This is a genomic window from Leclercia sp. 119287 (genome assembly GCF_009734485.1).
GTDB lineage: Bacteria > Pseudomonadota > Gammaproteobacteria > Enterobacterales > Enterobacteriaceae > Enterobacter > Enterobacter adecarboxylatus_C.
In genome coordinates this window covers 2,612,518-2,638,132 of sequence record NZ_CP046445.1, presented here as the reverse complement: position 1 = coordinate 2,638,132, position 25,615 = coordinate 2,612,518, and the positions used below count along the sequence as shown (strand labels likewise).

The window sequence follows — 25,615 nt, the reverse complement described above, 5'->3', positions numbered from 1 at the left end:
GTTAACGCTATGACAGAACAACAGAAATTAACCTTCCCGATGCTGATGCAACAGCTGGATCCGCTGATGCTGCGTGACAAACAGCGGTTTGCCCGCCGCCTGCATGGGGTCAAGAAGGTTAAAAATCCTGATGCACAACAGGCTATCTACCAGGAGATGGCGAAAGAGATCGAACAGGCGGCGGGTAAGGTCGTGCTGCGCGAAGCCGCGCGTCCGGCGATTACCTACCCGGAAAACCTGCCCGTCAGCCAGAAGAAACAGGAAATTCTCGAAGCCGTGCGCGACCACCAGGTGGTGATTGTGGCGGGGGAGACAGGTTCGGGTAAAACCACCCAGCTGCCGAAAATCTGTATGGAGCTGGGGCGCGGGATCAAAGGCCTGATCGGCCACACCCAGCCGCGGCGTCTGGCGGCACGTACCGTGGCGAACCGTATTGCCGAAGAGCTGCAAACCGAACCGGGCGGCTGTATCGGCTATAAAGTGCGCTTCAGCGATCACGTCAGCGACAACACCATGGTCAAGCTGATGACCGACGGGATCCTGCTGGCCGAAATTCAGCAGGATCGTCTGCTGATGCAGTACGACACCATCATCATCGATGAAGCGCACGAGCGCAGCCTTAACATCGACTTCCTGCTGGGTTATCTGCGGGAACTGCTGCCGCGTCGCCCGGATCTGAAAGTGATCATCACCTCGGCCACCATCGACCCGGAACGTTTTTCGCGCCACTTCAACAATGCCCCGATCATCGAAGTGTCCGGCCGTACCTATCCGGTAGAGGTGCGTTATCGCCCGATGGTCGAAGACGCCGACGATACCGAGCGCGACCAGCTACAGGCCATCTTCGACGCGGTGGACGAGCTGGGGAACGAAAGCCCGGGCGATATTCTGATCTTTATGAGCGGCGAACGCGAAATCCGCGATACCGCCGACGCGCTGAGCAAGCGCGACCTGCGCCATACCGAGATCCTGCCGCTGTATGCCCGTCTGTCTAACAGCGAGCAGAACCGCGTGTTCCAGTCCCACAGCGGCCGCCGCATCGTGCTGGCGACCAACGTGGCGGAAACCTCGCTGACCGTACCGGGCATTAAATATGTCATCGACCCCGGCACGGCGCGTATCAGCCGCTACAGCTACCGCACCAAAGTGCAGCGCCTGCCGATTGAGCCGGTGTCCCAGGCCTCTGCCAACCAGCGTAAAGGCCGCTGCGGACGCGTCTCGGAAGGGATCTGTATTCGTCTCTATTCGGAAGACGATTTCCTGTCGCGTCCGGAATTTACCGACCCGGAAATTCTGCGTACCAACCTGGCATCGGTCATCCTGCAGATGACCGCGCTGGGGCTGGGCGACATCGCCGCCTTCCCGTTCGTCGAAGCGCCGGATAAACGCAATATCCAGGACGGCGTGCGCCTGCTGGAAGAGCTGGGGGCGATCACCACCGACGAGCAGGCCACCGCCTACAAGCTGACCCCGCAGGGTCGTCAGCTCAGCCAGTTGCCGGTGGACCCGCGTCTGGCGCGGATGGTGCTGGAGGCGCAAAAACACGGCTGCGTGCGTGAGGCGATGATCATCACCTCGGCGCTCTCCATCCAGGATCCGCGCGAGCGCCCGATGGACAAGCAGCAGGCCTCCGACGAGAAGCACCGCCGCTTCCATGACAAAGAGTCCGACTTCCTCGCCTTTGTGAACCTGTGGAACTACATCGGCGAACAGCAGAAAGCCCTGTCGTCGAACCAGTTCCGCCGCCAGTGCAAGCTCGATTTCCTCAACTACCTGCGGGTGCGCGAGTGGCAGGATATCTATACCCAGCTGCGTCAGGTGGTGAAGGAGCTGGGCATTCCGGTGAACAGCGAGCCGGCGGAGTATCGCGAAATTCACATCGCGCTGCTGACCGGTCTGCTGTCGCATATCGGGATGAAAGATGCCGATAAGCAGGAGTTTACCGGCGCGCGTAACGCCCGGTTCTCCATCTTCCCGGGCTCCGGTTTGTTCAAAAAGCCGCCGAAGTGGACGATGGTGGCCGAGCTGGTGGAGACCAGCCGCCTGTGGGGCCGCATTGCCGCGCGCATCGATCCGGAGTGGGTCGAGCCGGTGGCCCAGCATCTGCTGAAACGCTCGTACAGTGAACCGCACTGGGAGCGTGCCCAGGGCGCGGTGATGGCGACCGAGAAGGTCACCGTCTACGGCCTGCCGGTCGTTGCCGCGCGTAAGGTCAACTACAGCCAGATCGACCCTGTGCTGTCACGCGAGCTGTTTATCCGCCACGCGCTGGTGGAGGGCGACTGGCAGACCCGTCACGCCTTCTTCCGGGAAAACCTGAAGCTGCGCAGCGAAGTGGAAGAGCTGGAGCACAAAACCCGTCGTCGCGACATCCTGGTGGATGACGAGACGCTGTTTGAGTTTTACGACCAGCGCATTAGCCACGATGTGGTGTCGGCCCGCCACTTCGACAGCTGGTGGAAAAAGGTCAGCCGCGAAACCCCGGATCTGCTCAACTTTGAAAAGAGCATGTTGATCAAAGAGGGGGCGGAGCAGGTCAGCAAGCTCGATTACCCGAACTTCTGGCATCAGGGCAATCTCAAGCTGCGCCTGAGCTACCAGTTTGAACCGGGCACCGATGCCGACGGCGTGACCGTTCACATTCCGCTTCCGCTGCTCAACCAGGTGGAAGAGAGCGGTTTTGAGTGGCAAATTCCCGGCCTGCGCCGGGAGCTGATTATTGCCCTGATCAAATCCCTGCCGAAGCCGGTGCGCCGCAACTTTGTGCCTGCCCCGAACTACGCCGAGGCGTTTTTAGGCCGCGTGACGCCGCTGGAGCTGCCGCTGCTGGATTCGCTGGAGCGGGAGCTGCGCCGGATGACGGGCGTGACTATCGACCGGGAGGACTGGCACTGGGATCAGGTGCCCGATCACCTGAAAATCAGCTTCCGCGTCGTGGACGAGAAGAACAAGAAATTGCAGGAAGGGCGCTCCCTCACCGAGCTGAAAGAGGCGCTGAAAGGCAAAGTGCAGGAGACCCTCTCTGCCGTGGCCGACGACGGTATCGAGCAGAGCGGGCTGCATATCTGGAGCTTTGGTCAACTGCCGGAAAGCTACGAGCAGAAGCGCGGCAACTACAAGGTGAAAGCCTGGCCGGCGCTGGTGGACGAGCGCGACAGCGTGGCGATCAAGCTGTTTGATAACCCGCAGGAGCAGCAGCAGGCGATGTGGCGCGGGCTGCGCCGTTTACTGCTGTTGAACATCCCGTCGCCGATCAAGTATCTGCACGAGAAGCTGCCGAACAAAGCCAAGCTGGGCCTCTATTTTAACCCGTACGGCAAGGTGCTGGATCTGATCGACGACTGCATCTCCTGCGGCGTGGACCAGCTCATCAACGCCGCGGGCGGCCCGGTGTGGACCGAAGAGGGCTTTGCGAAGCTGCACGACAGGGTACGCGCCGAGCTTAACGAGACGGTGGTCAACATTGCGAAGCAGGTGGAACAGATTCTCACCGCGGTGTTCAATATCAACAAACGCCTGAAAGGGCGGGTGGATATGACCATGGCGCTGGGGCTGTCGGACGTCAAGGCCCAGATGGCCGGGCTGGTCTATCGCGGGTTTGTCACCGGCAACGGCTACAAGCGGTTAGGGGATACCCTGCGCTATCTGCAGGCGATTGAAAAACGGCTGGAGAAAATGGCCATCGATCCGCACCGCGACCGGGCGCAGATGCTGAAGGTAGAGAGCGTGCAGCAGCGCTGGCAGCAGTGGCTGAACAAGCTGCCACCCGCCCGTCGTGATGACGAAGACGTGCAGGAGATCCGCTGGATGATCGAAGAGCTGCGCGTCAGCTTCTTTGCCCAGCAGCTGGGAACGCCGTATCCGATCTCCGACAAACGTATTTTGCAGGCGATGGAGCAGATCTCAGCCTAAAACCATGCCCGGTGGCGCTGCGCTTACCGGGCCTACGAAATCTGTAGGCCGGGCAAGCGAATGCGCCGCCCGGCGGTTGTTACCCGTTCACAATCGCCAGCGTAAACCCATCCCACCCCTTCACGCCCACCGTCTGCAACGCCGTCGCGGTGAGACGCGGGTTATCCCCAATCATCTCGATAAACCGCCGCACACCGTGCACCCGGGCATCATCGCTCTGGCCGTTAATCACCTCCCCGTCGCGCACCACGTTGTCACCGATAATCAACGTTCCCGGCCGGGAGTAGTGCAGGGCCCACTCCAGATAGCCCGGATTATTCGGCTTGTCGGCATCGATAAAGATCAGATCGAAGGGTGGGATGTTGTCGAAGCGTTCGAGGGAGAGCAGGGCCGGGCCTTCGATCAGCTCGATACGCGAATCCAGCCCCGCCAGATGGATATTCTGGCGCGCAACCTTCGCGTGCACCGGATCGGCCTTGAGAGTTACCAACTGCCCGTCCGGCGGCAGGGCGCGCGCCATCCAGATGCTGCTGTAGGCCCCCAGGGTGCCAATCTCCAGAATGCGCCTGGCCTGGGTCATGCGTACAAACAGCGCCAGCAGCTGGCCCTGATTGGCGGCGACGTCGTGCGCCGGTAAACCGGCGCGCTGGTTATTCTCAAGCACCTGCTGGAGGACCTCATCCTGAGGAATGAGCTCGGAAATCATGTAATTATCTACGGCAGACCACTGTTGTTGCATAGATTGACCCCTTAGTGAGAGCTTTGCCCGGCGGCGCTACGCTTGCGCGGGCCTACGATCCTGTAGGCCCGGTAAGCGTAGCGCCACCGGGCATGTTTTCAGACCATCCACCCCCCAGCGCCTTATACAGATCGATCTGTGCCAGCAGCAGGTTATTTTTCGCCTGCACCACGCTGGTCTGCACCGAGAACAGCGTGCGCTGGGCGTCCAGCACGTCCAGATAGGACGAATAGCCGTTGCTATAGCGGTTCTGCGCGATCCGCAGCGTCTCCTGGGCGACCGCCTGCTGCGCCACCAGCTCGGTCAGCTGCTCGCCGTAGCGGGTGATGGCATCCAGGCTGTCGTTGACCTCTTTAAAGGCGTTGCGCACGGTTTTTTCATAGCTGTAGAGCGCCTGGTTACGCTGCGACTGGCCGATATCCACCTGGGCGTTCAGCGCCTGACGGTTCAGCAGCGGGGCCAGAATACTGCCGCCGATGCTCCACAGCTCCAGCGGGTTGTCCAGCAGGCCGGGCAGAGTGCGATCCTGAATCGATCCGGTGGCGGTCAGGTTGATCGACGGCAGCAGGCTGGCGCGCGAGGCCGCAAGCGTAGCATCGGCGGCGATCAGCTGGCGTTCCGCCTGCACAATATCCGGACGGCGATTAAGGAGCGATGAGGGCAGCTGCGACGGGATACGCAGCGGGGTCAGGGTGTCGAAATCCGCGCTACGGGCGATGGCCCCGGGGTTGCCCCCCAGCAGCAGGGTCAGGGCGTTCTCCTGACGGGCTATCTGATTCTGCACCTGCGGGATCTGCGCCCGCGTCGAGCGCAGCTCGGAGTCGGACTGCATCAGCTCCAGACGCGAGCTGTACCCGGTCTGATACTGCCGTTGCGCCAGGTTAAAGGCCTCTTCCCGCGCTTTGAGGGTCGACTGCGTCACCCGGAGCTGCTCGTCCAGGGCCAGCAGAGTGACATAACCCGAGGCTACCGAGGAGGCCACCGTCAGATCTGCCGCGGTGGCGGCGGCTTTTTGCGCCTCGAGGGTCGCCTGAGCGGCATCGGCGGTGCGGCGGTTCACGCCCCAGATGTCCACGTCATAGCTGGCGGTCAGGCTGCCTTTGTACAGTGCGCCATAGGTGGGCAAACCGGTGGCCGCCGACTGGGACCGGGCGCGACCGGCATTCAGATCGGCCTCCAGGGTCGGAAACAGGTTGCTGTCGCTGGCATACACCCGGGCCTGATACTCGTTGATCCGCTCCCGGGCGATCAGCACGTCGCTGTTGTTGCGCAGGGCCTGATCGACATAGTGATTGAGCTGGCTGTCGTGGAAGTTGCGCCACCACTGCTGCTCTGCCGGGCTGGCGGGGCCGGTGCTGGCCCGCCACTGGGCGGGGATCTGCAATGTCGGTTTTGCAGGGGCGACATCCACCGACTGGCAGGCGCTCAGGAGGGCGGTAATCAGCAGGGCGGTGAGCGGGCGGCGGATCATTCTGCCTCCCGGGTATCAATCGTCACCTGTACCGACATCCCCGGACGCAGCCGCGCCGCGTCCTCCGCCTTGCCCAGCACCTCGATGCGCACCGGAATGCGCTGGGCAATCTTGACGAAGTTCCCCGTGGCGTTATCCGGGGTAATGGCGCTGAACTCCACCCCGGTGGCGGGGGAAATGCTCTGCACCCGGCCTTCATAGGCTCTGTCGTTCAGGGCGTCGACGGTGAATTTCACCGGCTGGCCGACGCGCAGGTTCGCCAGCTGGGTCTCCTTGATATTGGCGATCACCCAGTGCTGCGGCGGCACCAGGGTAGTGAGGTGGGTTCCGGCCGTCACATAGGCACCTAAGCGCACGGCGATCTGTCCGAGCTGGCCGTCACGCGGGGCAACGATGCGGGTGTTCTGCAGGTCGATCTGGGCCAGCTCCAGGGCCGCCTTCGCGTTCTCGACGTCGGCCTCCAGCGCGGCGCGGTTGACGATGGCGGTTTGCAGATCCTGGCGCGACATCTCCAGGGTGGCTTTGGCCTGATCGATATCGGCGCTGCCCTGAGCGGCGCTCGCCAGGGCGGCATCCCGCTCGCGGATGGACAGCGAGCCGTCGGCGGTAAGGTCCTTCACGCGTTTTAAGTCGGCCTGGGTTTTCTGGCTCTGCGCGCGGGCGTTTTTCAGCGCCGCCTCGTTACGCTGGATCACCGCCTCGGCGCTTTTGCGCTGTTGCAGGTTGTTATTCAGGGTGGCGATTTTCATCGCCAGCTGGGCTTCAGCCTGGTGCACCCGCTGGCGGTAGATACGGTCGTCGATCTGCAGCAGCAGGTCGCCTTTCTTCACCTGCTCAAAATCCTGCACCTTCACTTCGGTGATATAGCCGTTGACCTGCGGGCTGATAAAGGTGGTCTGGCCGCGCACGTAGGCGTTATCGGTGAACTGAACGTGACGGGTAAAGGGCGGCAGCTGCCAGGCGTAGAGGATCACCAGCACGCCAACGATGCCGATCGCGGCGGCGGCGAACACTGATACCACGCGCAGATTATTACGGGTATTGGCCTGCTCTCTGGAGGCATCCTGCTGACTCATAACCACTCCTGATAAAACACATTAATCATTATTATTTATAACCGTTATTGACTGCCGGTGGCCTTTTTCAGCGCCAGACGGGCAGTAATGCGCAGCCGCAGCAAGCGCCATATAATCCAGACCAGCGTGGCGGTGGCAATGCCAGCCGTCAGAAGATAAGTATCGTTGTAAGCGAGAATATTTGCCTCCAGCGTGCTGGCGTTCTGCAGCTGGAGCGCCGACTGGGTGCTCAGCAGGGCGCTGTCGCCAATCTGGCTCCGGTACATCTGGCTGTAGATCTGCAACCGCTCATTCACCAGCGGATTGAGGCTGGTGAGCTGCTCGGCCAGCAGACCGGAGTGGTACTTCTCACGCCAGGTCTGAAAGGTGCCCAGAATGGCAGAACCCAGCAGACCACCGATGTTCTGGCTCATGCCGAACAGCACCGAAAAGCTGACCAGATTACGCGGATCGGCAACCACGCCGCCAATTCCGGCCAGCATCGCCGGGGCGAGGAAGAAGGCGCTGCCGAACCCGAGCAGGAACTGGCTCAGCATCAGCTGATCCGGGCGGGTGAGGCTGGTGGACTGGCTGTCGAGCAGCGAGGCAATAATCATCAGCACCAGCGAGGTGATAATCGGCCAGGCGAGTTTGGTCGGTTTGATGGTCAGGCAGCTGGCGGCGATGCCGCAGACGATCCCGGCAAAAATCGACCACGCCAGATGAGTCATCTGTTCATTCTGCAGGCCGACATACTGCAGCCAGCCGATCACCCCGGTGTTCTGTTCCGCCAGCACGATGCGGATCAGCAGCATGATCAGCCCCAGGCGCACAATGCTGCCGCTGGAGAGCCAGCGGGTGTTGAGCAGCGGGTTGCTGCGGTTATGTTCAAACACAATCGCCGAGACAATCAGCACCAGCGAGCCCGCCAGCGACCAGCCGATCCACGGCGCTTCAAACCACCAGTCAAGCCGTCCCAGCGACAGCACCGCGCACAGCAGCGCCATTCCCGGGGCCAGCAGGATAAAGGTGATGAAATCTTTCTTCTCGAATACCTTGCGCCGGTCACCAGGGGGTAGCTTGAGGGCGATCACGCAGCCCAGCGAGATCAGCGCCAGGCCCAGTTCAAACAGGTAGAGCCCGCGCCACTCGTCCAGCTGCAGCAGTTCGGTGGAGAACAGCCGCGCAATGGGGATCGCCAGCGACGAACCGGTGATGCCGATGGTCAGGGCCTTCAGACGATGTTTCGCCGGCCAGGCCTGGATCTGATAGTAGATCCCCAGCGAGCTGAGGGCCGCAGCCACCATCCCGTGGGCGGCGCGCACCATCAGGGCCGAGCTGAGATCGTTGACGAACAGGTGAAAGAAGGTCACCAGCACATAGAGCACCAGAAAGCCTTCGGTGAAGGCGCGCAGGCCAAACTGCTGGCGAAACTTCACCAGCAGCAGGTTGATCGACACGTTGGTCATCACGTACACCGCCGGCAGCCAGGCGATCTCGGTGGACCAGGCGGAGAAGGTGCCCTGCAAATTTTGCAGGTTGGCCGCGACCATCGCATTGCCCAGCGCCCCGGTCAGACAGACCAGCAGACCCACCACCCCGTAGGCGATGCGCTTCGGGGTGCTGTGCAGGGGGGTGGACGGGGAGCCTAACAGCATTGGCTTTTCGTGAGGCTGCCACTCGCGAGGAGCATAGGGGTCGCGCTGGGGCAGGCGCATAACGATAATTACCTATAGTTTTTGTGAATAGTTAGTGGGCTAATGATTCTACGTCTGACGCAAAGTCTGTTTCAAGTGAATATGATCATGCGAGGTTACGCAAATGTGAGCGAAAATATTTCAGAGGGATCCTCTGTTAACCAGTAGCCTATGCGTTACTCTGAGCTTACTTGCTGGAAGGAGGTAACGATGAGTCTCACAATCTTCCCGTCTCTGCCCGATAAAACGCTGGCCGCGGTCAATACCGTCGGGGCCTGGCTCGCTGAAGATAACCTGCCCTACAATCCGCCCGCGCTGCAGCCGGATCTGGTGGTGCTGGCCGGTAATGCGGTGATCCCCTCCATCGACGCGGCCTGTCGGCTGGCCTCGGAGCTTGCCATCCCTCTGCTGATCAGCGGCGGTATCGGCCACTCGACCACCTTTTTATACGCCGCCATTGCGCGACACCCGCGCTACAACAAAGTGCGCACCACCGGCAAAGCCGAAGCCACTATCCTTGCGGAGATCGCCCGGGAGTTCTGGCATATTCCGCCCGAGCGCCTGCTGGTGGAAGATCAGTCCACCAACTGCGGTGAAAATGCCCGTTTCAGCGCCGCGACGATCCACCATCATCAGCTGCGGGTGAAACGTGGGATTGTGGTGCAGGATCCGACCATGCAGCGCCGCACTATGGCAACCTTTGCCCGGGTGTGGCGCGATAAGCCGGATGCCCCGGAATGGACCAGCCATCCCGGCATCGTACCGCAGCTGCAGAACAGCGAGGAGGGGCTGGTATTCCGCGGCGGCGGCGAGGGGCTGTGGCCGGTAGAACGCTATCTGTCGCTGGTGCTGGGTGAACTTCCGCGCCTACGCGATGACATTAATGGCTATGGCCCGCTCGGCCGCGATTTCATCGTCCATGTTGATATTCCCGCGGAGGTGGAGGCCGCCTGGCAGATCCTGCGTAACGACGTCATTCTCACCGAAGCGCTGGTCAGCCGCTCCCTGCTGTAACCCATTGCCCGTTTGCGATGACTTTCCCGCAAACGGGCAGCCTTTGTTGTCGAATTGTGATTTTTTCCTCCTGCTGACCCGTTTCTTTTATGAGATGTCTCACAAAAACAGCGCGATAGGCTGTGATTACGGGTCGGGAACTGTAGTTTTTAACAATAATTTTACTTGTTAAAAACAGTGCAATTACAGGAGCAGGTCATGACAGTACCCGTACAACATCCTATGTATATCGATGGACAGTTTGTAGCCTGGCAGGGTGATGCCTGGATTGATGTGATCAACCCGGCCACCGAAGAGGTCATTTCCCGTATTCCCGACGGCAGCGCTGAAGATGCCCGCAAGGCCATCGACGCCGCCGAGCGCGCTCAGGCCGACTGGGAGGCGCTGCCCGCTATCCAGCGCGCGGGCTGGCTGCGTAAAATCTCCGCCGGCATTCGTGAACGCGCCAGCGAAATCAGCGCCCTGATCGTGGCCGAAGGCGGCAAAATTCAGCAGCTCGCGGAGGTGGAAGTGGCGTTCACCGCCGACTATCTCGACTATATGGCCGAGTGGGCGCGTCGCTACGAAGGTGAGATTATCCAGAGCGATCGTCCGGGCGAAAACATCCTGCTGTTCAAACGGGCGCTTGGCGTGACCACCGGTATTCTGCCGTGGAACTTCCCGTTCTTCCTGATCGCCCGCAAGCTGGGCCCGGCGCTGCTGACCGGCAACACCATCGTTATTAAGCCGAGCGAGTTCACCCCGAACAACGCTATCGCCTTTGCCAAAATCGTTGACGAGATTGGTCTGCCAAAAGGGGTCTTTAACCTGGTGCTGGGCCGCGGTGAAACCGTAGGTCAGGAGCTGGCGGGTAACCCGAAAGTGGCGCTGGTCAGCATGACCGGCAGCGTGGGCGCAGGCGAGAAGATCATGGCCGCTGCGGCGAAGAACATCATTAAAGTGTGCCTGGAACTGGGCGGTAAAGCCCCGGCCATCGTGATGGACGATGCGGACCTGGAGCTGGCGGTAAAAGCGATTGTCGACTCCCGGGTAATCAACACCGGGCAGGTCTGCAACTGCGCCGAGCGCGTGTATGTGCAGAAGGGCATCTACGACCGCTTTGTGAACCGTCTGGGCGAAGCGATGAAAGCCGTGCAGTTTGGCAACCCGGCCGAGCGCAACGACATCGCCATGGGGCCGCTGATCAACGCTGCGGCGCTGGAGCGCGTGGAGCAGAAGGTGGCTCTGGCGGTGCAGCAGGGGGCAAAAGTGGTGCTGGGCGGTAAGGCGGCAGAGGGGAAAGGCTATTACTACCCGCCAACGCTGCTGCTCGACGTACGTCAGGATATGACCATCATGCACGAAGAGACCTTCGGGCCGGTGCTGCCGGTGGTGGTGTTTGACACCCTGGAAGAGGCGCTGAAGATGGCCAACGACAGCGACTATGGCCTGACGTCGTCGATTTACACCCGGGATCTGAACGTGGCGATGAAAGCCATCAAAGGGCTTAAGTTCGGTGAAACCTACATCAACCGCGAGAACTTTGAAGCGATGCAAGGCTTCCATGCGGGCTGGCGTAAATCCGGGATCGGCGGAGCGGATGGCAAACACGGTCTGCATGAGTACCTGCAGACCCAGGTGGTCTATTTGCAGTCCTGATAAGAACGCCGGGTGGCGCTGCGCTTACCCGGCCTACAAAACCGATAACCGCATCGGAGACGTAGGCCGGGTAAGGCGAAGCCGCCACCCGGCGATGCAGGCTACACCTTTGTTTCAATCCAGTTCATCATCAATTCCGGCCAGACGGCTACCGGCAGGCCCTGGGCATCGCGGATGCCAAACCCGTGTTTTCCACGCTCAAAGAGATGCATCTCAACCGGCACCCCCAGGCGGCGCAGGGCGCTGTACATCGCCAGGCTATTCTCGACTTTCACCGCCGGGTCGTCGGCGGCATGCAGCAGGAAAGTTGGCGGGGCGTCGCGGGTGGCGCGCTCCTCCAGCGAGTAGCGACCAATCTGCGCCTCTGTCGGGTTATCGCCGATCAGCTCATGGCGCGAACCCGAATGATGATGCGCGTCACGCATGGTGATCACCGGATAAACCAGCGCCATAAAGGCCGGACGGGCAGGGAACGCGTCGGCGGCGTCCACCGGGGCATAGACCGCTTCATCGTGCCGGGTGCCGAGGCTCGCCGCCACGTGCCCACCCGCAGAGAAACCCAGTACTCCAATGCGGGCCGGATCCAGCTTCCACTCCGCTGCCCCGGCGCGGATCACGCGCATCGCCCGCTGCACGTCGGCCAGCGGCGCGTCGGCCCCCTCTTCATGACCATCTCCCGGCATGCGGTAGGTCATCACAAACAGGGTATAACCGCGGGCATTAAAGAACGCGGCCAGCGCGCTGCCCTCTTTATCCAGCACCACGCGGCGATAGGAGCCGCCGGGCGCCACCAGAATACCCACGCCGTTAGGGCGGGCAGGGGCATACACGGCGATCTCCGGCGCGCGGATGCCGGTGACGGCGCGATCGTAGTCGGAGGTCCCGGTATGGCGGGGCTCAGGGGTAAAAACGGCGTCGCTGGTGCGTGCGCCAGGGGCTTCATTATCGGGCCAGATGGTAAAGGTGGCCGAACGGCCCACGGCTTGCGCCATCTGTTGTTCTAATGTGTCGCGGCTCAGTGCTTCCATGATAAAGCTCCCTCTCTGGAAAGCCTTTGTTATATCAGGGTTAACAAAATGAAAACCAGCACCGACTCACAGGATGCGGACAGCAGGGCTGTCCGCGGCGTGTTTACAGGGCAGCGAATTTATCTAAAGTCCGCACCAGCTGGGTGACAAACCCGTATTCGTTATCGTACCAGGCCACCGTTTTCACCAGCTGGACGTCGCCCGCGTCGGTGACTTCCGTCTGGGTGGCGTCGAAGACCGAACCAAAGTGCGAGCCAATCACATCCGACGAGACAATCTCTTCGTCGGTATAGCCAAAGGACTCATTGCCCTCGGTGGCCTTTTTCAGCGCCTGGTGGATCTCATCCACGCTCACTTTTTTCTCCAGAATCGAGACCAGCTCGGTTACGGAGCCGGTTTTGACCGGCACGCGCTGGGCATGGCCCTTCAGCTTGCCGCTCAGTTCAGGGATCACCAGCCCGATGGCCTTCGCCGCGCCGGTGGTGTGCGGGATGATGTTTTCCGCTGCGGCACGCGAGGCGCGCAGATCTTTGCCGCGCGGGCCATCCACCAGCGCCTGGGTGCCGGTATAGGCGTGGATGGTGGTCATGGTGCCCGCCCGGATGCCAAAGGCGTCGTGCAGTACCTTCGCCAGCGGTGCCAGGCAGTTGGTGGTGCAGGAGGCGACGGAGATAATGGTGTCGCTGGCGTCGATGGTGTCGTCATTGACGTTAAAGACGATGGTTTTCATCTCCCCGGCCGGGGCGGAGATCAGCACTTTTTTCGCTCCGGCGTCCAGATGCGCCTGCGACTTCTCCTGCGAGGTGTAGAACCCGGTGCACTCCACCACCAGATCCACCCCGGCGGCTTTCCACGGAATGTGTTTCGCCTCTTTTTCGGCATACACCGAAATGGATTTTCCGTCGACGATCAGGGAGTCTTCCGTAAAGTCCACGCTCCACGGGAAGGGGCCGTAGTTGGAGTCGTGTTTTAGCAGGTAGGCCAGCACTTTCGGTGACGTTAAATCGTTAATCGCCACGACGCTATTACTGTCCTGAGTTTCCAGTAACCGACGAAGAACCAGTCGGCCAATACGACCAAATCCGTTAATGCCAATCTTACTCATGATGTTCTCCTGAATGATGTACGGGACGTTGAACTCATCCAGGAATAGACCAGGAAGCCCAGCGAGGCAATTGAAGATGCCTCATCTGCGCGGAAGTTTTTGAAAACGCGGGGACAAAAGTTAATGAATTTTTAACTGAAGCTGGTTATTTTACCTTTTTATTAGCCTTTATCAGGAAAGACTATGCGTAATAAATACACCGGCCTGCAAATTGCAATTCACTGGCTGGTTTTTCTGCTGGTGATCGTGGCCTACTGTGCCATGGAGTTTCGCGGCTTTTTCCCCCGCAGCGACCGCCCGCTGATCAACATGATCCACGTCTCCTGCGGTATCTCTATTCTGGTGTTGATGGTGGCGCGCCTGCTGGTGCGTCTTAAGTACCCCGCGCCGCCGATCGTGCCTAAGCCAAAACCGATGTATATCGGCTTATCCCATCTGGGCCACCTTGCCATCTATCTGCTGTTTATTGCCCTGCCGCTGATTGGCCTGGTGATGATGTATAACCGGGGCAATATCTGGTTTGCCTTTGGCCTGGGGATGCCCCACGCCGCCGAGGGCAATTTCGACCTGGTGGACACGCTGAAAGCCTGGCACGTCACCCTGGCGAACCTGGGTTACTTTATTATCGGCATTCACGCCTTTGCCGCGCTGCTTCATCACTACTTCTGGAAAGACAACACCCTGCTGCGCATGATGCCGAAAAAGCGTTAAGAGCAGCCTGTGCCCCCTCAACTGCGTAAGGTGCTGCTCGCCACCGGCATCGGTCATTTTGTCGAATGGTTCGATTTCGGGCTCTACGGTACGATGGCGACCATTATTGGCACGCAGTTCTTCCATACCGACAACCCGGCGTCGGCGCTGCTCTCCTCGTTCGCGGTGTTTGGTGCCGGGTTTGTGATACGTCCGCTCGGCGGGCTGTGGTTTGGATCCCTCGGAGACAGGATTGGGCGGCGCAAGGTGCTGGCTACCGTGATCCTGCTGACCTCCGGCGCTACCTTTACCATCGGGTTACTGCCCACCTACGCGCAGGCCGGGCTGCTCGCCACGGGCCTGCTGGTGCTGGTGCGGATGATCCAGGGGTTTGCCGCCGGGGGAGAAAGCGCAGGTGCCACCACTTTTCTGGCCGAGTATGCCCCCGCTGACCGCCGGGGCTACTTCACCTGCTGGACAGACAGCTTCGGCTTTATGGCTTTTGTCGCCGGATCGGGCCTGGTGCTGCTGTTGACCGCGGGGCTGGGGGAGGCGGCGATGAACGACTGGGGCTGGCGCATTCCGTTTCTGTTAGCCGGGCCGCTGGGCTGGATTGGCCTGTATCTGCGCAACAATCTTCAGGACTCCCCTGAATTTCAGGCGCTGCTGAACAGCCATCAAACGGAAGCTGCGCCGCTGCACAGGGCCGTGACCACCGGCAAGCGGGCGCTGGGCTTTTGCATCGGGTTTGTGGCGATCAAGGCGGTGGTGCACTGGATGCTGCAAACCTTTATTCCTGCCTGGCTGGTGGCGACGCTGCACTACCCGGCGCTGGATGCCTATACCATCACCACCCTCGGGCTGTTGACCGTCGCTGTGCTGGTGCCTTTTATGGGCTACCTGTCGGACCGGCTGGGCCGTAAACCGCTGATGCTGGCGGGATGCCTTGGGTTGATCCTCGTCGCCTGGCCGGCCATGAAGCTGATGGCAAGTGGGGCGGTGTTCCCTGCGGTGCTGGGGTTGCTGCTGGTGGGGCTGTGCATCGCCGCCTTTGACGGCGCCAGCAATGCGGCGATGGCGGAGCTGTTTCCGACCCGGGTCCGCTATGGCAGCATGGCGATTGCCTATAACCTTGCGGTGGCGTTCTTTGGCGGAGTGACGCCGTGGTTGCTGGCCTGGCTGCCGATCGTGACCGGTAATCCGCTCTCGCCAGCGCTGTATGTGATGGCGGCGGCGCTGATTACCCTCCTGACGGTGCTGCGCGCCAGAGAGAGTGCCGGGCTGCCGCTGCGGGCATAAAAAAGCCCGGCGGGGAAGGCCGGGCGAATAACAAAGCACAACACGTTTTACATCACTTAACAGCTGTTTACTTCAGATCGCGGTTCGCCATGGCGTTGACCAGATACGACTGACGCTGGCTGAGCCTCACCTCACTGCTGGCGTCATTGTCTCTTCTGAGCTGGAGTGCCGGGCCGCTATCCGGTGAACGGGTACGCTCAGCGTCACCCGGAATTATCCAGCCGACATCATCACTGGTGCGATGATTATTACGTGCGTTGCGAACTCTTCTTCTCAAATGCAGCATATAACCTCCGCATAATTCATCGAACTGCCTGTTAAAGGTCAGGTATTTATACCTTTCTCGCCGTTTCAAATATATTGTCTGACAAAAATGGGTCAGAGAGAGAATATATTTTGGAGCTTATGCCGCTGGTTTGCGGCCGCCGCCCCGGCTATTCTGTCCACCTTTTTTTCCCGCTTCAGATGCGCGCTGCGGGTCATTTTTAAAATTCCCGCCGCTGCTCTGTCCACCTTTGCGGCCCGCCTGGGATGCACGTTCCCGGTCTTCTGCGAAATTGCCGGAACCGCCTCGATGTTTAGTCATAACATGTCTCCAGTGTTTCGTTGAGAATATTTACTGAGAGGAAATTAACCTCTTCAAATGTGTGCAGAAATAAATGTAGACAGAACGGCAGAAACTTCAATAAGCCTTTCGGCGCGTTTTTGTGCTCCGTCTGAATATATTTTAGGCATTTTTGCAGGTGATGGAGAATATATCGACGCGAATAAATAAGTTAGCAAAAGTTACATGTGGTCCGAATTATTTCAGGGGAGATATTTACTGTGATCAAGCGCCAGAAAAAATGACTTTCCCGGGTAAATTAAGACGAGTCTTAAGAAGCAATCCGGCTTAACGACTCTGCTCCAGCTCCACCGCCGCTCTGACCTGCAAGAGCGCGTGACGTAAATTTTTGATCGTCACCGACCCAAGGGCGATGCGGATCGCCTGCGGCACCGTGCCGGAGGTTGAAAACGGCTCCGCGGTCGAGACGGAGATATGGTTGTCCATCAGCGCCTTCACGACCCGATCGGCTCTGGCCTCGTCCGCAAGCGGCAGCCATGCAAAATACGAATCGGGATGGGTAATGCAGGGCAGATCCCCCAGCACCGCTTTCAGAACGGTTTGCCGCTGCCGGGCGTCGCGTCTTTTCAGCGTTTCAAAGCGGGACACGGTGCCGTCCTGGATCCAGTGACAGACCATGGCGGTCATTACCGATGGCGTATTCCAGGTGGTGGCCCGGATGGCCCTCTCGAGGGCCGGGCGCAGATCCGGCGGGCAGATCACCGCCCCGACCCGCAGACCGGTCGCCACATTTTTTGAAAAGCCGGTGACATACACCGTGCGTTCCGGGGCAAAGCTGGCGACGGGCGGCGGTGGACGGCGGATCAGCCACCCGTAAGCGGTGTCTTCGACGATCAGCAGGTCGTGCTGCCGGGCAATATCCGCCAGGGTTCTGCGCTGCTCATGGTTCAGCACCCAGCCCAGCGGGTTGTGCAGGGTGGGCATGGTGTACACCGCCCGCACGTGACGCCGCTGGCAGAGCTGGCGTAACGCCGCCAGATCCGGGCCGGTTTCCGTGCAGGGGATGGCGAGAAGCTCCAGATGATAGAGCGCCGCCAGGGCCTTAAAGCCGGGATAGGTGAGAGCGTCCACCGCCACCACGTCACCGGGCCTAAGCAGCCCCATCACTGCGACAGTCAGGCCATGCTGGGCCCCGTTCACGATCAGCACATTATCCGCAGAGGGTTGAAAATGTGGCCCTGCAAGGTGGGCGGCGACGATCTCCCGCTCGATCTGCCTGCCGGCATGCGGCTGATAGCGCAGGTGTGATTCGATATCGCCTCCGGCGGCGACCTGCCGGAGCGCCTCGCGCAGCAGCTCCCCCTGGCCCGGCAGGGCGGGATAGTTGAAGTTCAGATCCAGCACATCGGTGGCGATCGCCTGCTGATCGATCCCCTGGCCCGAGGGCAACAGGATCTCTCTGACGAAGGTTCCGCGTCCGGTTTCGCCGCTGACCAGCCCCATCTTCTCCAGCTCAGCATAGACCCGCGTCGCGGTGGCAAGGGAGATATGCTCCCGGGTGGCGAGCGTGCGGTGGGTGGGCAGGCGGGTGCCTGCCGGGATCTGGGTAGTCCGAATCAACGCAGCGTAGCGATCCACGATCCCTTTGTAGCGGGCTTTCATCGAATGTATCCATGACAATAATTTGATTGTATTAGATTGGCGAGACTACCATCCGCTCAACAGAGGCTCAAGACTGGGAAGGTAAGGGTAATGAATATGGCGGTAGATAAAAACGCGCTGTCAGGCTGGCTTAACGGCCTGCTGGGGGTAGTGATTTTCAGCGGCTCCTTGCCCGCCACGCGGGTTGCGGTGCAGGACTTTGATCCCTTTTTCCTGACCTTTGCCCGGGCCTCTCTTGCCGGGGTGCTGGCCCTGATGCTGATCCTCGTATCGCGGGAAAAACGCCCGCCAGCCGCCCGGATTGTGCCGCTGATGATGGTCTCGCTGGGCGTGGTGGTCGGCTTTCCGCTGCTGACAGCGCTGGCATTGCAGCACGTCACCGCCGCCCATTCGATTGTGTTCCTTGGGCTGCTGCCGCTGATGACCGCTATTTTCGCGGTGCTGCGCGGCAAGGAGCGTCCGGCCCGGGCCTTCTGGATCTTCTCGGCGCTCGGCAGCCTGCTGGTGATGGGGTTTGCGCTTTCGCAAGGTGCCGCGCTCTCCCTGACGGGCGATCTGCTGATGCTCGCGGCGGTGATCGTCTGCGGCCTGGGCTATGCGGAGGGAGCCGCGCTTACCCGCGAGTCAGGCGGCTGGCAGGTGATCAGCTGGGCGCTGATCCTGGCGCTGCCTTTTATGGTGCTGGCCTCTCTGCTGACGATGCCGGCATCCTTCAGCGGCATCGGTTTTCCGGCCTGGAGCGCGCTCGGCTATGTGTCGCTGTTCAGTATGCTGATCGGGTTTATCTTCTGGTACAAAGGGTTGGCCCGGGGTGGGATCGCCGCCGTCGGGCAGTTGCAGCTGTTGCAGCCGTTTCTGGGGCTGGCGCTGTCCGCCACGCTGCTGCATGAGCGGGTGAGTCCGTTGATGATGGTGATTACATTGGGGGTGATTTTGTGTGTGATCGGCTCGCGAAAATATGCCCGGTGAAGGTAGAAGATTTGCACGAACCGTTCCCTCTCCATTGAGGATTAGGGTTAGGGTGACGGGGAACATGCGGCGGCGGAGGTGGTTCCGTTCACTTCACGTTCCTTGCTTCTCTGATACGCCCGAACCCGTGAACGTGCCAGGGGGGCTCGCCGCCTCCCCCCTGGCTACCCCGGCTCCCGGCAAAGAAAATCGCCGCTTCGCGGTGCCCTCGGCTTATTCCCTCCGGCTATCGGGTCGGGCGTGATCCTACATCCATGTAGGTCACGCCCTCTCGGCGCATCCATGCGCCTCGCCCCGGCCTGCGGTCAACGCCTCAGCGATTTTCAGCCGGACCAGGGAGTCGCTGTAATTATTTTATTAATCTGGGTTTTCTTCGTTGCGTTACAATTTTTTGCGAGGCGCTTTCCGGAAATGATTTTGTAGGCTTGTCGCTTCGTACTCTGCGCAGTATCTTCCGGTTGCGCCTGCAAAATCAGGCGTCGGGATTGGAACCCTGGCAAATTTTATCGATGACATTACTTAATCGGAGATTGCCACTATGGCTACAACCCCAACTCTTGATCACGCTTTATTCACCACACCGTTCTCCCATAACACCGACTTCACCGAGCTGGCGAACCACTGCGAACGCTTTGCCCATACCCTGCTGGAAAGCGACGATCCCGCTGAAAAGCTGGCGCTCTGCGCCCGACTTTCTGCCTGTCTCGCGTTATTGCAACCAACGCTCAACGAGCCTATCCCGCCGCACCTGGTGGGCCGCTTTACCCTTAACGATCTGCCCTCGCGCCTGCCTGCATTCGAACCGGAAAGCGACCAGCTTGGCCTGTATTGTCAGACCCTCACGCAGCTGTTGATCGGCAACGTTCTGCCGCCGGAGATGGCGCGCGTGATAGAAGGGCTGCTGTATGAGCTGGTGAACTTCTACGCCGATACGCTCAACGCGCCGCGCTGGCTGCAAACGCCGGACGGGCGCGTGGCGATTGATGCGTTGATTAACTGAGGAGCACGTAGGCCGGGCAAACGCAGTGCCGCCCGGCGTTTCCCCTCTCCCGCAAGAGAGAGGGAGCCGTCCATGCAACGCCCTGAAATATTTACAAAATCAATATTCTCAAACACATTAATCACTTATAAGCGAAGCGGTTAAGCAATAAACAGCCGCTGCTGCACCGTGACTTGCCTGCGCTCCTCGCTACGACTACTGTATATAAAAACAGTATTCGAGGAACGAATCATGGTGTTTTACCAACTTGCAGCATTGCGCGAGGTGATCGCGCTACCCCTTTTCGGCGAGGTCGTACAGTGCGGCTTTCCCAGCCCGGCGCAGGACTACGTGGAACAGCGTATCGACCTGAACAAATTGCTGATCCAGCACCCCAGCTCGACCTATTTCGTGAAAGCGGCGGGGGATTCAATGGTTGATGCCGGGATCGGCGACGGCGATCTGCTGATTGTCGACAGCGCCAGAACGGCGCAGCACGGGGATATTGTCATCGCGGCGGTGGAGGGGGAGTTTACGGTAAAGCGCCTCCAGCTCAGACCCCGGGTGCAGCTTAACCCGATGAACAGCGCCTATTCGCCCATCGTCGTAGGCAGCGAAGATTCGCTCGATATCTTTGGCGTGGTGACCTATATCGTCAAATCGGCGGATTAACAGGACGGCTCTCCGTGAAATACATTCAGGTGTATAACACGGCGATTATTACACCCGGTGCGGCGGGATATTTCCCGCCTTTTCTGTCAGGTCCGAAAATTCTTACAAAAAAGATATTCTGAATCACTATAAACACTTACATCTGAAGTGGTTATTCAATAAACAGTCGCCGTTCCCCCGCAACTTGATTGCCCCCATCGTCATGTCTACTGTAGAAAATATTTCCGTTGGTTGGCGCAAAAATAATGAGCAACACCAACGTTAATAGCAAATTAACAGGGATGTCGTTATTTAATAATAAGGGATATATATCAGTGAACAATCATGCAGGATGGACGGCAGCTGATTTCGAAAATTTGTTGAAAGGACAATGGCTTGTATCTACCACGGCGGGGTGGCACGCGGAGGATATTGCCATTTTTTCATCCGATCGTGGCAGAGGCGTTCCCCGTCTCTTTGTTGCCATGGATGTCGATACCTGGCTAAGAGGAACCGGTAATACCGGAATTTACGCCAGATGGTCCGATACCCATGATTATCTGAAAAAGCACTATGCGAATTATTGTGGCGCAGTAGTGCAACGCTATATTCCCGAATTGCCGCCCGATTTTCCGCAGTTTCTGGTTGAGGATTCGTATGAGGCGCTTATTTCACTGGGGACCGAAGCGCGGCGCAGGTTTAATGGAAAAGCCGTCGCGATAACCGGCACCGTCGGTAAATCCTCAACCAAAGACATGCTCAGCGCCGTGCTCTCTTCTGCGGGATCGGTCGTGACGACGCAAGGCAATAATAACTCGCGCACGGGTGTTTCGCTGACGCTGGCACGCGCAGGCGTTAACCCTGACTATGTGGTGATTGAGGCCGCTATTTCTGCATTGTGGATGCGCAATGGTGGCGTGGGTCTGCGTATAAAACCGCATATCTGTATTATCACGGAAGTGGGTATCACTCAGGTGCGTGAAAATAACCGCACGCTCCAGGATATTGCCCGGCATAAGGCCCGGGTCTGTAACGGCATAATTCCTGGCGGCTATGCCATTGTGAATCGTGATATCGCGGAATATGAACAGGTGCATCAGGATGCGGTGCGCTATGGCGCGAACGTTATCAGCTACGGCTTTCACCCGCTGGCAGATGTGCCCGTGACCTGGTTTGTGTCGGATATGAAGGGGTCTGATATCGGCATCTACCTACAGGGCGAAACGATCCGTTATCGTCTCGATGAGCCGGGGAAGGGGATTGCAACAAACTCGGTGGCGGTAATGATAGCGGCAAGGCTATTGGGACTGGAGGCCGCGCAAATCGGCAAACAGCTTGCTGCATTTCGTAATCACCGCCGGAAAATGCAGATCTCGTCGCTTCCCGTTCCCGCAGGCGGCAGCGTAACGTTGATTGATGACAGCTACAGCGCAGAATACCTGTCGATGCTCAATGCGTTCGATTTTGCCTCGCGCCAGGCTGCGGAAAAAGGGCGGCGCTTAATTGCGGTGCTGGCACGCATTATCAACCTGAACGATAAAGCAGAGGAAGTTCACCGTTCGCTGGCGGAACCGCTGTTAGCCGCCGGTTTTCACCAGGTCTTTGTTCATGGCGAGGAGATGCGTTATCTCCATGAAATCCTGCCACCCGCGCGGGCGGGTGGGCATTTTATGCAGGCTGGCGCCATGGTGGAGTCTGTGCTGAAGACGCTGCGTGAGGGGGATATCGTGCTGGTCAAAGGCGATCCCTATGAATCGGATTTTGGTGAGGTCGTGAAATTACTGCACGAGCAGACTCAGGCGCCACGGCCGGTACAGAGCTGCGCTACCCTGCTGGTTAATCTTTCAACGGGCGAGACGCCCGTAGCCCGGCATGAGGAGGATACGCTAACCCCCCGGCATCTGAGTCAACTGCTGCTGGCCTTGCTGTGCGCTCAACGGTTGCAGGAGGGAAAACTCGCGCTGGTGGAGAGAGTCCCGGTCCGGGAAATTGCGTCAGAGGTGCTACAGCAGGGGCCGTCACTGGGTCTGAAAAAGGGTGACAGCCTGACGGTGAAGTCGCTGGTGCAGGCCATGCTGATTGAGAATGCCTGCGACGCGGCGATTAATCTTGGTGAGTATCTGTTTGGTGATAACCAGACGGCGCGAGAAGGGATCCAGAAACAGGCTGATGCCATAGGAATGACCCGGACCCGACTGCACAGCGTCTCGGGGCGTCTGCGCGACGGGCAGTGCACGACCCTGCAGGATATCGCTCTGATGATCCGCCATTTCTATCAGCATTATCCCCATCTCCTGCACTGGTTTGCTGAAAGTGAAATGACCTTTGGCGACAAACTGTACCGTAAAACGACCAATATGCAGATGGATGGTCGTGCCGGTTACAGCTATACCTCTGGCGGCTCTCCGCGCTGGGGGTTTGCGATCCAGCGTATCGGAAAGCAGGTCTGGCTCGCCTGCGTGGCGGGTGCCAGCGATGCGTTCCATCTGGATTATCAGCTTGATAAATTGCTGGCGCAGGCGGAAGGCACAGAGACATCCATCACCGAAGAACGGGATGACAGAACGGTCTCGCTGGATAAAAAGGCGGCAGTTTTTACCCTCATTGGCGATACCTACTATGGCGAGTGGTATACCCGACAGCGCCAGCAGAAGGGGATTGATGATGCGCTCCAGCACCATGGCTACGATTACTCCTTTCAGGGGCTTCGTCCGCTGATCGCCCGAAGCGATTACACTATTGCTAATTTCGAAGCCGCGCTGGGGACAGCCACCACACAGAGCCTGCAGGGGCGCAAACCCTTCTGCCTGATCGGCGATCCTGAACGCTCTGCGGCAGCACTACGACGTGCAGGCGTGGATGCGGTGGCGCTGGCGAATAATCACAGTATGGATGCCGGCGAAGCAGGGCTGAAACAGACCCTGGCCGCGTTCCGCCAGCAGGATATCGTCAGCTTTGGCAGCGGTCTAAATGCTCGCCAGGCGAGCGCGCCGCTGGTGATCTCGGTTGGCGGGAAAGTGTTTAAATTTTATAGCGCGTACTGGTTCCGGCTGTATATGGAGCAGGATTGCGCGTTTTATGCGCAGCCGCGTCGGGCGGGCGCGGCCTGCATCAGCGGCGAATTGATTGAGCAACTGCGTGCAGAAAAAGCGCGTGATAATCCGGCGACAACCATCGTGCTTGCTCACTGGGGCATGGATTATCGCTGGACGGGTGAACAACAGCGAGCGCTGGCAAAAAGGCTGACGCGTGCAGGGGCAGATCTGATCATCGGTACCGGGCCGCATATGCTGGGCGAGATTGAGCGTTTGGGCGATGCGTGGGTGGTCTACAGCATCGGTAATGGCGTGTTTAACAGCAATGGCGAATACCGCCAGCGCAACGTTCCCCCTTACGGCTTTATCGTGCGGCTACAGGTGGGCGGCGAACAGCCGAAGCTCTGCTTGCATCCGGTGTTGCTTGATAATCAGCAGACGTTCTGGCAGCCCCGGCCCGTCGGGCCCGCGGAGTTTGAACAGGTCATGACGATCCTGGCGGAACGGGGCGTAGATTTTTCGCCTTCAAGCGGTATAGCCACTGGGGCGGAGAGCGGTGTGATTACGTTGCCGCTCGGCCCGCAGTTTGGGGGGGATTTAGCGGTTGTCAGAAAAAAGGTAACCTGTCGCCCACAACATGATGAAGAGGCAATAATATGACCACCCCGGTATTCCGCCAGGCAACCCCAGCTGACGTTGATCGTTGCTATGACATTGAAATCACATCCTACGAAGGGGATGAAGCGGCAACGCGTGAGAAAATTGCCACCCGCATTAACCGCTACCCGGAAGGCTTCCTCTGTATAGAGCTGGCGGGCAACGTCATCGGATTCATTAATGCGGGCTGTGCAGGGGAAGTGGTGATGTCCGATGAAGCGTTTAAAGAGCTGGTGGGCCACGATCCGGATGCGCCAAACGCGGTGATCATGTCCGTGGTGGTTCATCCGGATTTTCAGGGGAAAGGCTACTCGTCACTGCTGATGCGTGAGTTCGTGTCACGCATGAAGGCGATGAACAAAAAGACGATCCACCTGATGTGTAAAGATCGACACGTCGATCTGTACGCCCATTTTGGCTACCGCTATATCAAGCCCTCGGCGTCCGATCACGGCGGAATGGCGTGGCATGAAATGATGATGACGCTCTGAATTTTCTGCACCTTATTGCGCAGCGTTAAACAGCCTGGCCTGCTCAATCATCCACTCCCGGAAGTGGGCGATCTTCGGCAGGCTGTCGCAGCCCGGGCGATAGACCAGGTAATAGGCCAGCGGGCTGGTAAGCGACACCTCGGGGCACAGGCGGATAAGCCTGCCGCTTTTCAGATCCTCATCCACCATAATGCTGCGCGCCAGCGCCACACCATGACCTTCCACGGCCGCCTGTAATACGGCGGCTGAGCTGTTGATACGCAGGCCGGGCTTACGGGCCATGGCCTGCACGTTGAAGCGGCGCAACCACAGATCCCAGGTAATAAAATCGTTGTGCTGTTCCATCGACAGGTCGTGGATCAGCGTCTGCCCCGTGATGCCCGTCAGGCAGTTTATGGCCGGGTTGTCCGCCATCATGGCGGGGGCACACACCGGAAAAACCTCTTCCGACATTAACAGTTCTGCCTGTAATCCCTCCCACTGCCCCAGTCCGTAGCGAATACCGACATCCATCCCCAGCGCGGTGAAATCCAGCAGCTTCAGGCTGGTTTCCAGACGCACGTCGATATCGGGCCAGCGCTGCTGAAAATCTTCAATACGCGGCAATAGCCACTTGGCGGCAAAGGCCGGGCTGATGGTGACATTGAGAATGCCATGGGTGGCACCTTCGCGCAGCAGGGTCATCCCCAGGTTCAGGTTCTGAAATCCCATACGAATATCCGGGAGCGCACGCTGCGCGGGCTCCGTCAGCACCAGCGCGGCGCGTCGGTTGTGGCTGCGATGAAAGAGCGGATAGCCCACTACTTCTTCCAGGGAACGCACAAGCTGACCGACCGCAGCAGGAGTGACATTGAGCTCTTCCGCAGCCAGGGAAAAGCTTTGATGGCGCGCGCTGGCTTCAAAAGCCCGCAGTGCATTGAGGTGAACCGGCAACTTCATATCAGATAGAAAACCTTTT

Annotated in this window: 20 protein-coding genes; 10 read left to right on the top strand and 10 right to left on the bottom strand. The window is 59.3% G+C overall.

The annotated features are described in order from the left end of the window. Positions 1–9 precede the first annotated feature (9 nt). Positions 10–3,912 carry an ATP-dependent RNA helicase HrpA gene (gene hrpA / locus GNG27_RS12685; protein ID WP_142489658.1) on the top strand — a complete coding sequence of 1,301 codons (3,903 nt, stop codon included), beginning with the start codon at positions 10–12 and terminating at the stop codon, positions 3,910–3,912. A 79-nt stretch (positions 3,913–3,991) separates the two neighbouring features. Here the strand turns inward: hrpA and GNG27_RS12680 are convergent, their stop codons facing one another. From GNG27_RS12680 to GNG27_RS12665, 4 genes are read right to left on the bottom strand one after another with little or no spacing between them, the layout of a single operon-like run. Beyond that, the gene (locus GNG27_RS12680) at positions 3,992–4,651 is read right to left on the bottom strand and encodes an O-methyltransferase (protein WP_156263916.1); all 660 of its coding nucleotides are present in this window, start codon (positions 4,649–4,651) and stop codon (positions 3,992–3,994) included. 52 nt (positions 4,652–4,703) lie between these two features. Continuing rightward, positions 4,704–6,122, bottom strand: coding sequence for an efflux transporter outer membrane subunit (locus GNG27_RS12675; protein WP_156263915.1), 1,419 nt, complete (start codon positions 6,120–6,122; stop codon positions 4,704–4,706). Further along, positions 6,119–7,198, bottom strand: a complete 1,080-nt coding sequence (locus GNG27_RS12670) for an HlyD family secretion protein (protein ID WP_142489655.1) — start codon at positions 7,196–7,198, stop codon at positions 6,119–6,121. Before GNG27_RS12670 ends, GNG27_RS12675 begins: the two co-directional genes overlap by 4 nt. A 44-nt stretch (positions 7,199–7,242) precedes the next feature. Then, a complete protein-coding gene (locus GNG27_RS12665; RefSeq protein WP_370462874.1) occupies positions 7,243–8,895 on the bottom strand; it encodes an MFS transporter in 1,653 nt (550 codons plus the stop codon). 189 nt (positions 8,896–9,084) lie between these two features. Here GNG27_RS12665 and GNG27_RS12660 point away from each other — a divergent pair, with 189 nt between their 5' ends. Both GNG27_RS12660 and aldA read left to right on the top strand, forming a co-directional pair. Then, positions 9,085–9,888, top strand: coding sequence for a YdcF family protein (locus GNG27_RS12660; protein ID WP_156263914.1), 804 nt, complete (start codon positions 9,085–9,087; stop codon positions 9,886–9,888). A 198-nt stretch (positions 9,889–10,086) separates the two neighbouring features. Next, on the top strand, positions 10,087–11,526 hold the full coding sequence (gene aldA / locus GNG27_RS12655; protein ID WP_156263913.1) for an aldehyde dehydrogenase: 1,440 nt from the start codon (positions 10,087–10,089) through the stop codon (positions 11,524–11,526). Positions 11,527–11,627: 101 nt separating this feature from the next. Here aldA and GNG27_RS12650 read toward each other — a convergent pair whose 3' ends face one another. Together GNG27_RS12650 and gap are read right to left on the bottom strand one after the other, a co-directional pair. Further along, on the bottom strand, positions 11,628–12,554 hold the full coding sequence (locus GNG27_RS12650) for an alpha/beta hydrolase (RefSeq protein WP_156263912.1): 927 nt from the start codon (positions 12,552–12,554) through the stop codon (positions 11,628–11,630). 103 nt (positions 12,555–12,657) lie between these two features. After that, positions 12,658–13,659, bottom strand: a complete 1,002-nt coding sequence (gap, locus tag GNG27_RS12645) for a type I glyceraldehyde-3-phosphate dehydrogenase (protein ID WP_142489651.1) — start codon at positions 13,657–13,659, stop codon at positions 12,658–12,660. A 183-nt stretch (positions 13,660–13,842) separates the two neighbouring features. Between gap and cybB the strand changes: the two genes are divergently transcribed. Further along, the gene (gene cybB / locus GNG27_RS12640; protein WP_156263911.1) at positions 13,843–14,370 is read left to right on the top strand and encodes a cytochrome b561; all 528 of its coding nucleotides are present in this window, start codon (positions 13,843–13,845) and stop codon (positions 14,368–14,370) included. Between the two features lie 9 nt (positions 14,371–14,379). Beyond that, on the top strand, positions 14,380–15,648 hold the full coding sequence (locus GNG27_RS12635) for an MFS transporter (RefSeq protein ID WP_231600396.1): 1,269 nt from the start codon (positions 14,380–14,382) through the stop codon (positions 15,646–15,648). 67 nt (positions 15,649–15,715) lie between these two features. Here GNG27_RS12635 and GNG27_RS12630 read toward each other — a convergent pair whose 3' ends face one another. From GNG27_RS12630 to GNG27_RS12620, 3 genes are all read right to left on the bottom strand, one after another. Continuing rightward, the gene (locus tag GNG27_RS12630; protein ID WP_142489649.1) at positions 15,716–15,934 is read right to left on the bottom strand and encodes a hypothetical protein; all 219 of its coding nucleotides are present in this window, start codon (positions 15,932–15,934) and stop codon (positions 15,716–15,718) included. A 117-nt stretch (positions 15,935–16,051) separates the two neighbouring features. Beyond that, positions 16,052–16,234 carry a general stress protein gene (locus GNG27_RS12625; protein WP_039028538.1) on the bottom strand — a complete coding sequence of 61 codons (183 nt, stop codon included), beginning with the start codon at positions 16,232–16,234 and terminating at the stop codon, positions 16,052–16,054. Between the two features lie 306 nt (positions 16,235–16,540). Beyond that, the gene (locus tag GNG27_RS12620; protein ID WP_142489648.1) at positions 16,541–17,875 is read right to left on the bottom strand and encodes a PLP-dependent aminotransferase family protein; all 1,335 of its coding nucleotides are present in this window, start codon (positions 17,873–17,875) and stop codon (positions 16,541–16,543) included. 90 nt (positions 17,876–17,965) lie between these two features. Here GNG27_RS12620 and GNG27_RS12615 point away from each other — a divergent pair, with 90 nt between their 5' ends. From GNG27_RS12615 to GNG27_RS12595, 5 genes are all read left to right on the top strand, one after another. After that, complete coding sequence (locus tag GNG27_RS12615; RefSeq protein ID WP_156263910.1) at positions 17,966–18,844, top strand: DMT family transporter; 879 nt, start codon at positions 17,966–17,968, stop codon at positions 18,842–18,844. 538 nt (positions 18,845–19,382) lie between these two features. Further along, positions 19,383–19,844, top strand: a complete 462-nt coding sequence (locus GNG27_RS12610) for a hypothetical protein (protein WP_142489646.1) — start codon at positions 19,383–19,385, stop codon at positions 19,842–19,844. A 231-nt stretch (positions 19,845–20,075) separates the two neighbouring features. Next, positions 20,076–20,495: a translesion error-prone DNA polymerase V autoproteolytic subunit gene (locus GNG27_RS12605; protein WP_156263909.1), complete on the top strand. Its 420-nt coding sequence runs from the start codon at positions 20,076–20,078 to the stop codon at positions 20,493–20,495. Positions 20,496–21,070: 575 nt separating this feature from the next. Next, the gene (locus GNG27_RS12600; RefSeq protein WP_197090523.1) at positions 21,071–24,169 is read left to right on the top strand and encodes a CapA family protein; all 3,099 of its coding nucleotides are present in this window, start codon (positions 21,071–21,073) and stop codon (positions 24,167–24,169) included. Further along, positions 24,166–24,657: a GNAT family N-acetyltransferase gene (locus GNG27_RS12595; RefSeq protein ID WP_156263907.1), complete on the top strand. Its 492-nt coding sequence runs from the start codon at positions 24,166–24,168 to the stop codon at positions 24,655–24,657. The genes GNG27_RS12600 and GNG27_RS12595 overlap by 4 nt, the downstream gene beginning before the upstream one ends. Positions 24,658–24,669: 12 nt before the next feature. Here the strand turns inward: GNG27_RS12595 and gcvA are convergent, their stop codons facing one another. Further along, the gene (gene gcvA / locus GNG27_RS12590; RefSeq protein WP_142489643.1) at positions 24,670–25,596 is read right to left on the bottom strand and encodes a transcriptional regulator GcvA; all 927 of its coding nucleotides are present in this window, start codon (positions 25,594–25,596) and stop codon (positions 24,670–24,672) included. Between the last annotated feature and the right edge of the window lie 19 nt (positions 25,597–25,615).

Bases quoted from the DNA above. Each gene is read 5' to 3' on its own strand.
- hrpA (WP_142489658.1), top strand. From the start codon at position 10: ATGACAGAACAACAGAAATTAACCTTCCCGATGCTGATGCAACAGCTG.
- GNG27_RS12680 (WP_156263916.1), bottom strand. From the start codon at position 4,651: ATGCAACAACAGTGGTCTGCCGTAGATAATTACATGATTTCCGAGCTC.
- GNG27_RS12675 (WP_156263915.1), bottom strand. From the start codon at position 6,122: ATGATCCGCCGCCCGCTCACCGCCCTGCTGATTACCGCCCTCCTGAGC.
- GNG27_RS12670 (WP_142489655.1), bottom strand. From the start codon at position 7,198: ATGAGTCAGCAGGATGCCTCCAGAGAGCAGGCCAATACCCGTAATAAT.
- GNG27_RS12665 (WP_370462874.1), bottom strand. From the start codon at position 8,895: ATGCGCCTGCCCCAGCGCGACCCCTATGCTCCTCGCGAGTGGCAGCCT.
- GNG27_RS12660 (WP_156263914.1), top strand. From the start codon at position 9,085: ATGAGTCTCACAATCTTCCCGTCTCTGCCCGATAAAACGCTGGCCGCG.
- aldA (WP_156263913.1), top strand. From the start codon at position 10,087: ATGACAGTACCCGTACAACATCCTATGTATATCGATGGACAGTTTGTA.
- GNG27_RS12650 (WP_156263912.1), bottom strand. From the start codon at position 12,554: ATGGAAGCACTGAGCCGCGACACATTAGAACAACAGATGGCGCAAGCC.
- gap (WP_142489651.1), bottom strand. From the start codon at position 13,659: ATGAGTAAGATTGGCATTAACGGATTTGGTCGTATTGGCCGACTGGTT.
- cybB (WP_156263911.1), top strand. From the start codon at position 13,843: ATGCGTAATAAATACACCGGCCTGCAAATTGCAATTCACTGGCTGGTT.
- GNG27_RS12630 (WP_142489649.1), bottom strand. From the start codon at position 15,934: ATGCTGCATTTGAGAAGAAGAGTTCGCAACGCACGTAATAATCATCGC.
- GNG27_RS12625 (WP_039028538.1), bottom strand. From the start codon at position 16,234: ATGACTAAACATCGAGGCGGTTCCGGCAATTTCGCAGAAGACCGGGAA.
- GNG27_RS12620 (WP_142489648.1), bottom strand. From the start codon at position 17,875: ATGAAAGCCCGCTACAAAGGGATCGTGGATCGCTACGCTGCGTTGATT.
- GNG27_RS12615 (WP_156263910.1), top strand. From the start codon at position 17,966: ATGAATATGGCGGTAGATAAAAACGCGCTGTCAGGCTGGCTTAACGGC.
- GNG27_RS12610 (WP_142489646.1), top strand. From the start codon at position 19,383: ATGGCTACAACCCCAACTCTTGATCACGCTTTATTCACCACACCGTTC.
- GNG27_RS12605 (WP_156263909.1), top strand. From the start codon at position 20,076: ATGGTGTTTTACCAACTTGCAGCATTGCGCGAGGTGATCGCGCTACCC.
- GNG27_RS12595 (WP_156263907.1), top strand. From the start codon at position 24,166: ATGACCACCCCGGTATTCCGCCAGGCAACCCCAGCTGACGTTGATCGT.
- gcvA (WP_142489643.1), bottom strand. From the start codon at position 25,596: ATGAAGTTGCCGGTTCACCTCAATGCACTGCGGGCTTTTGAAGCCAGC.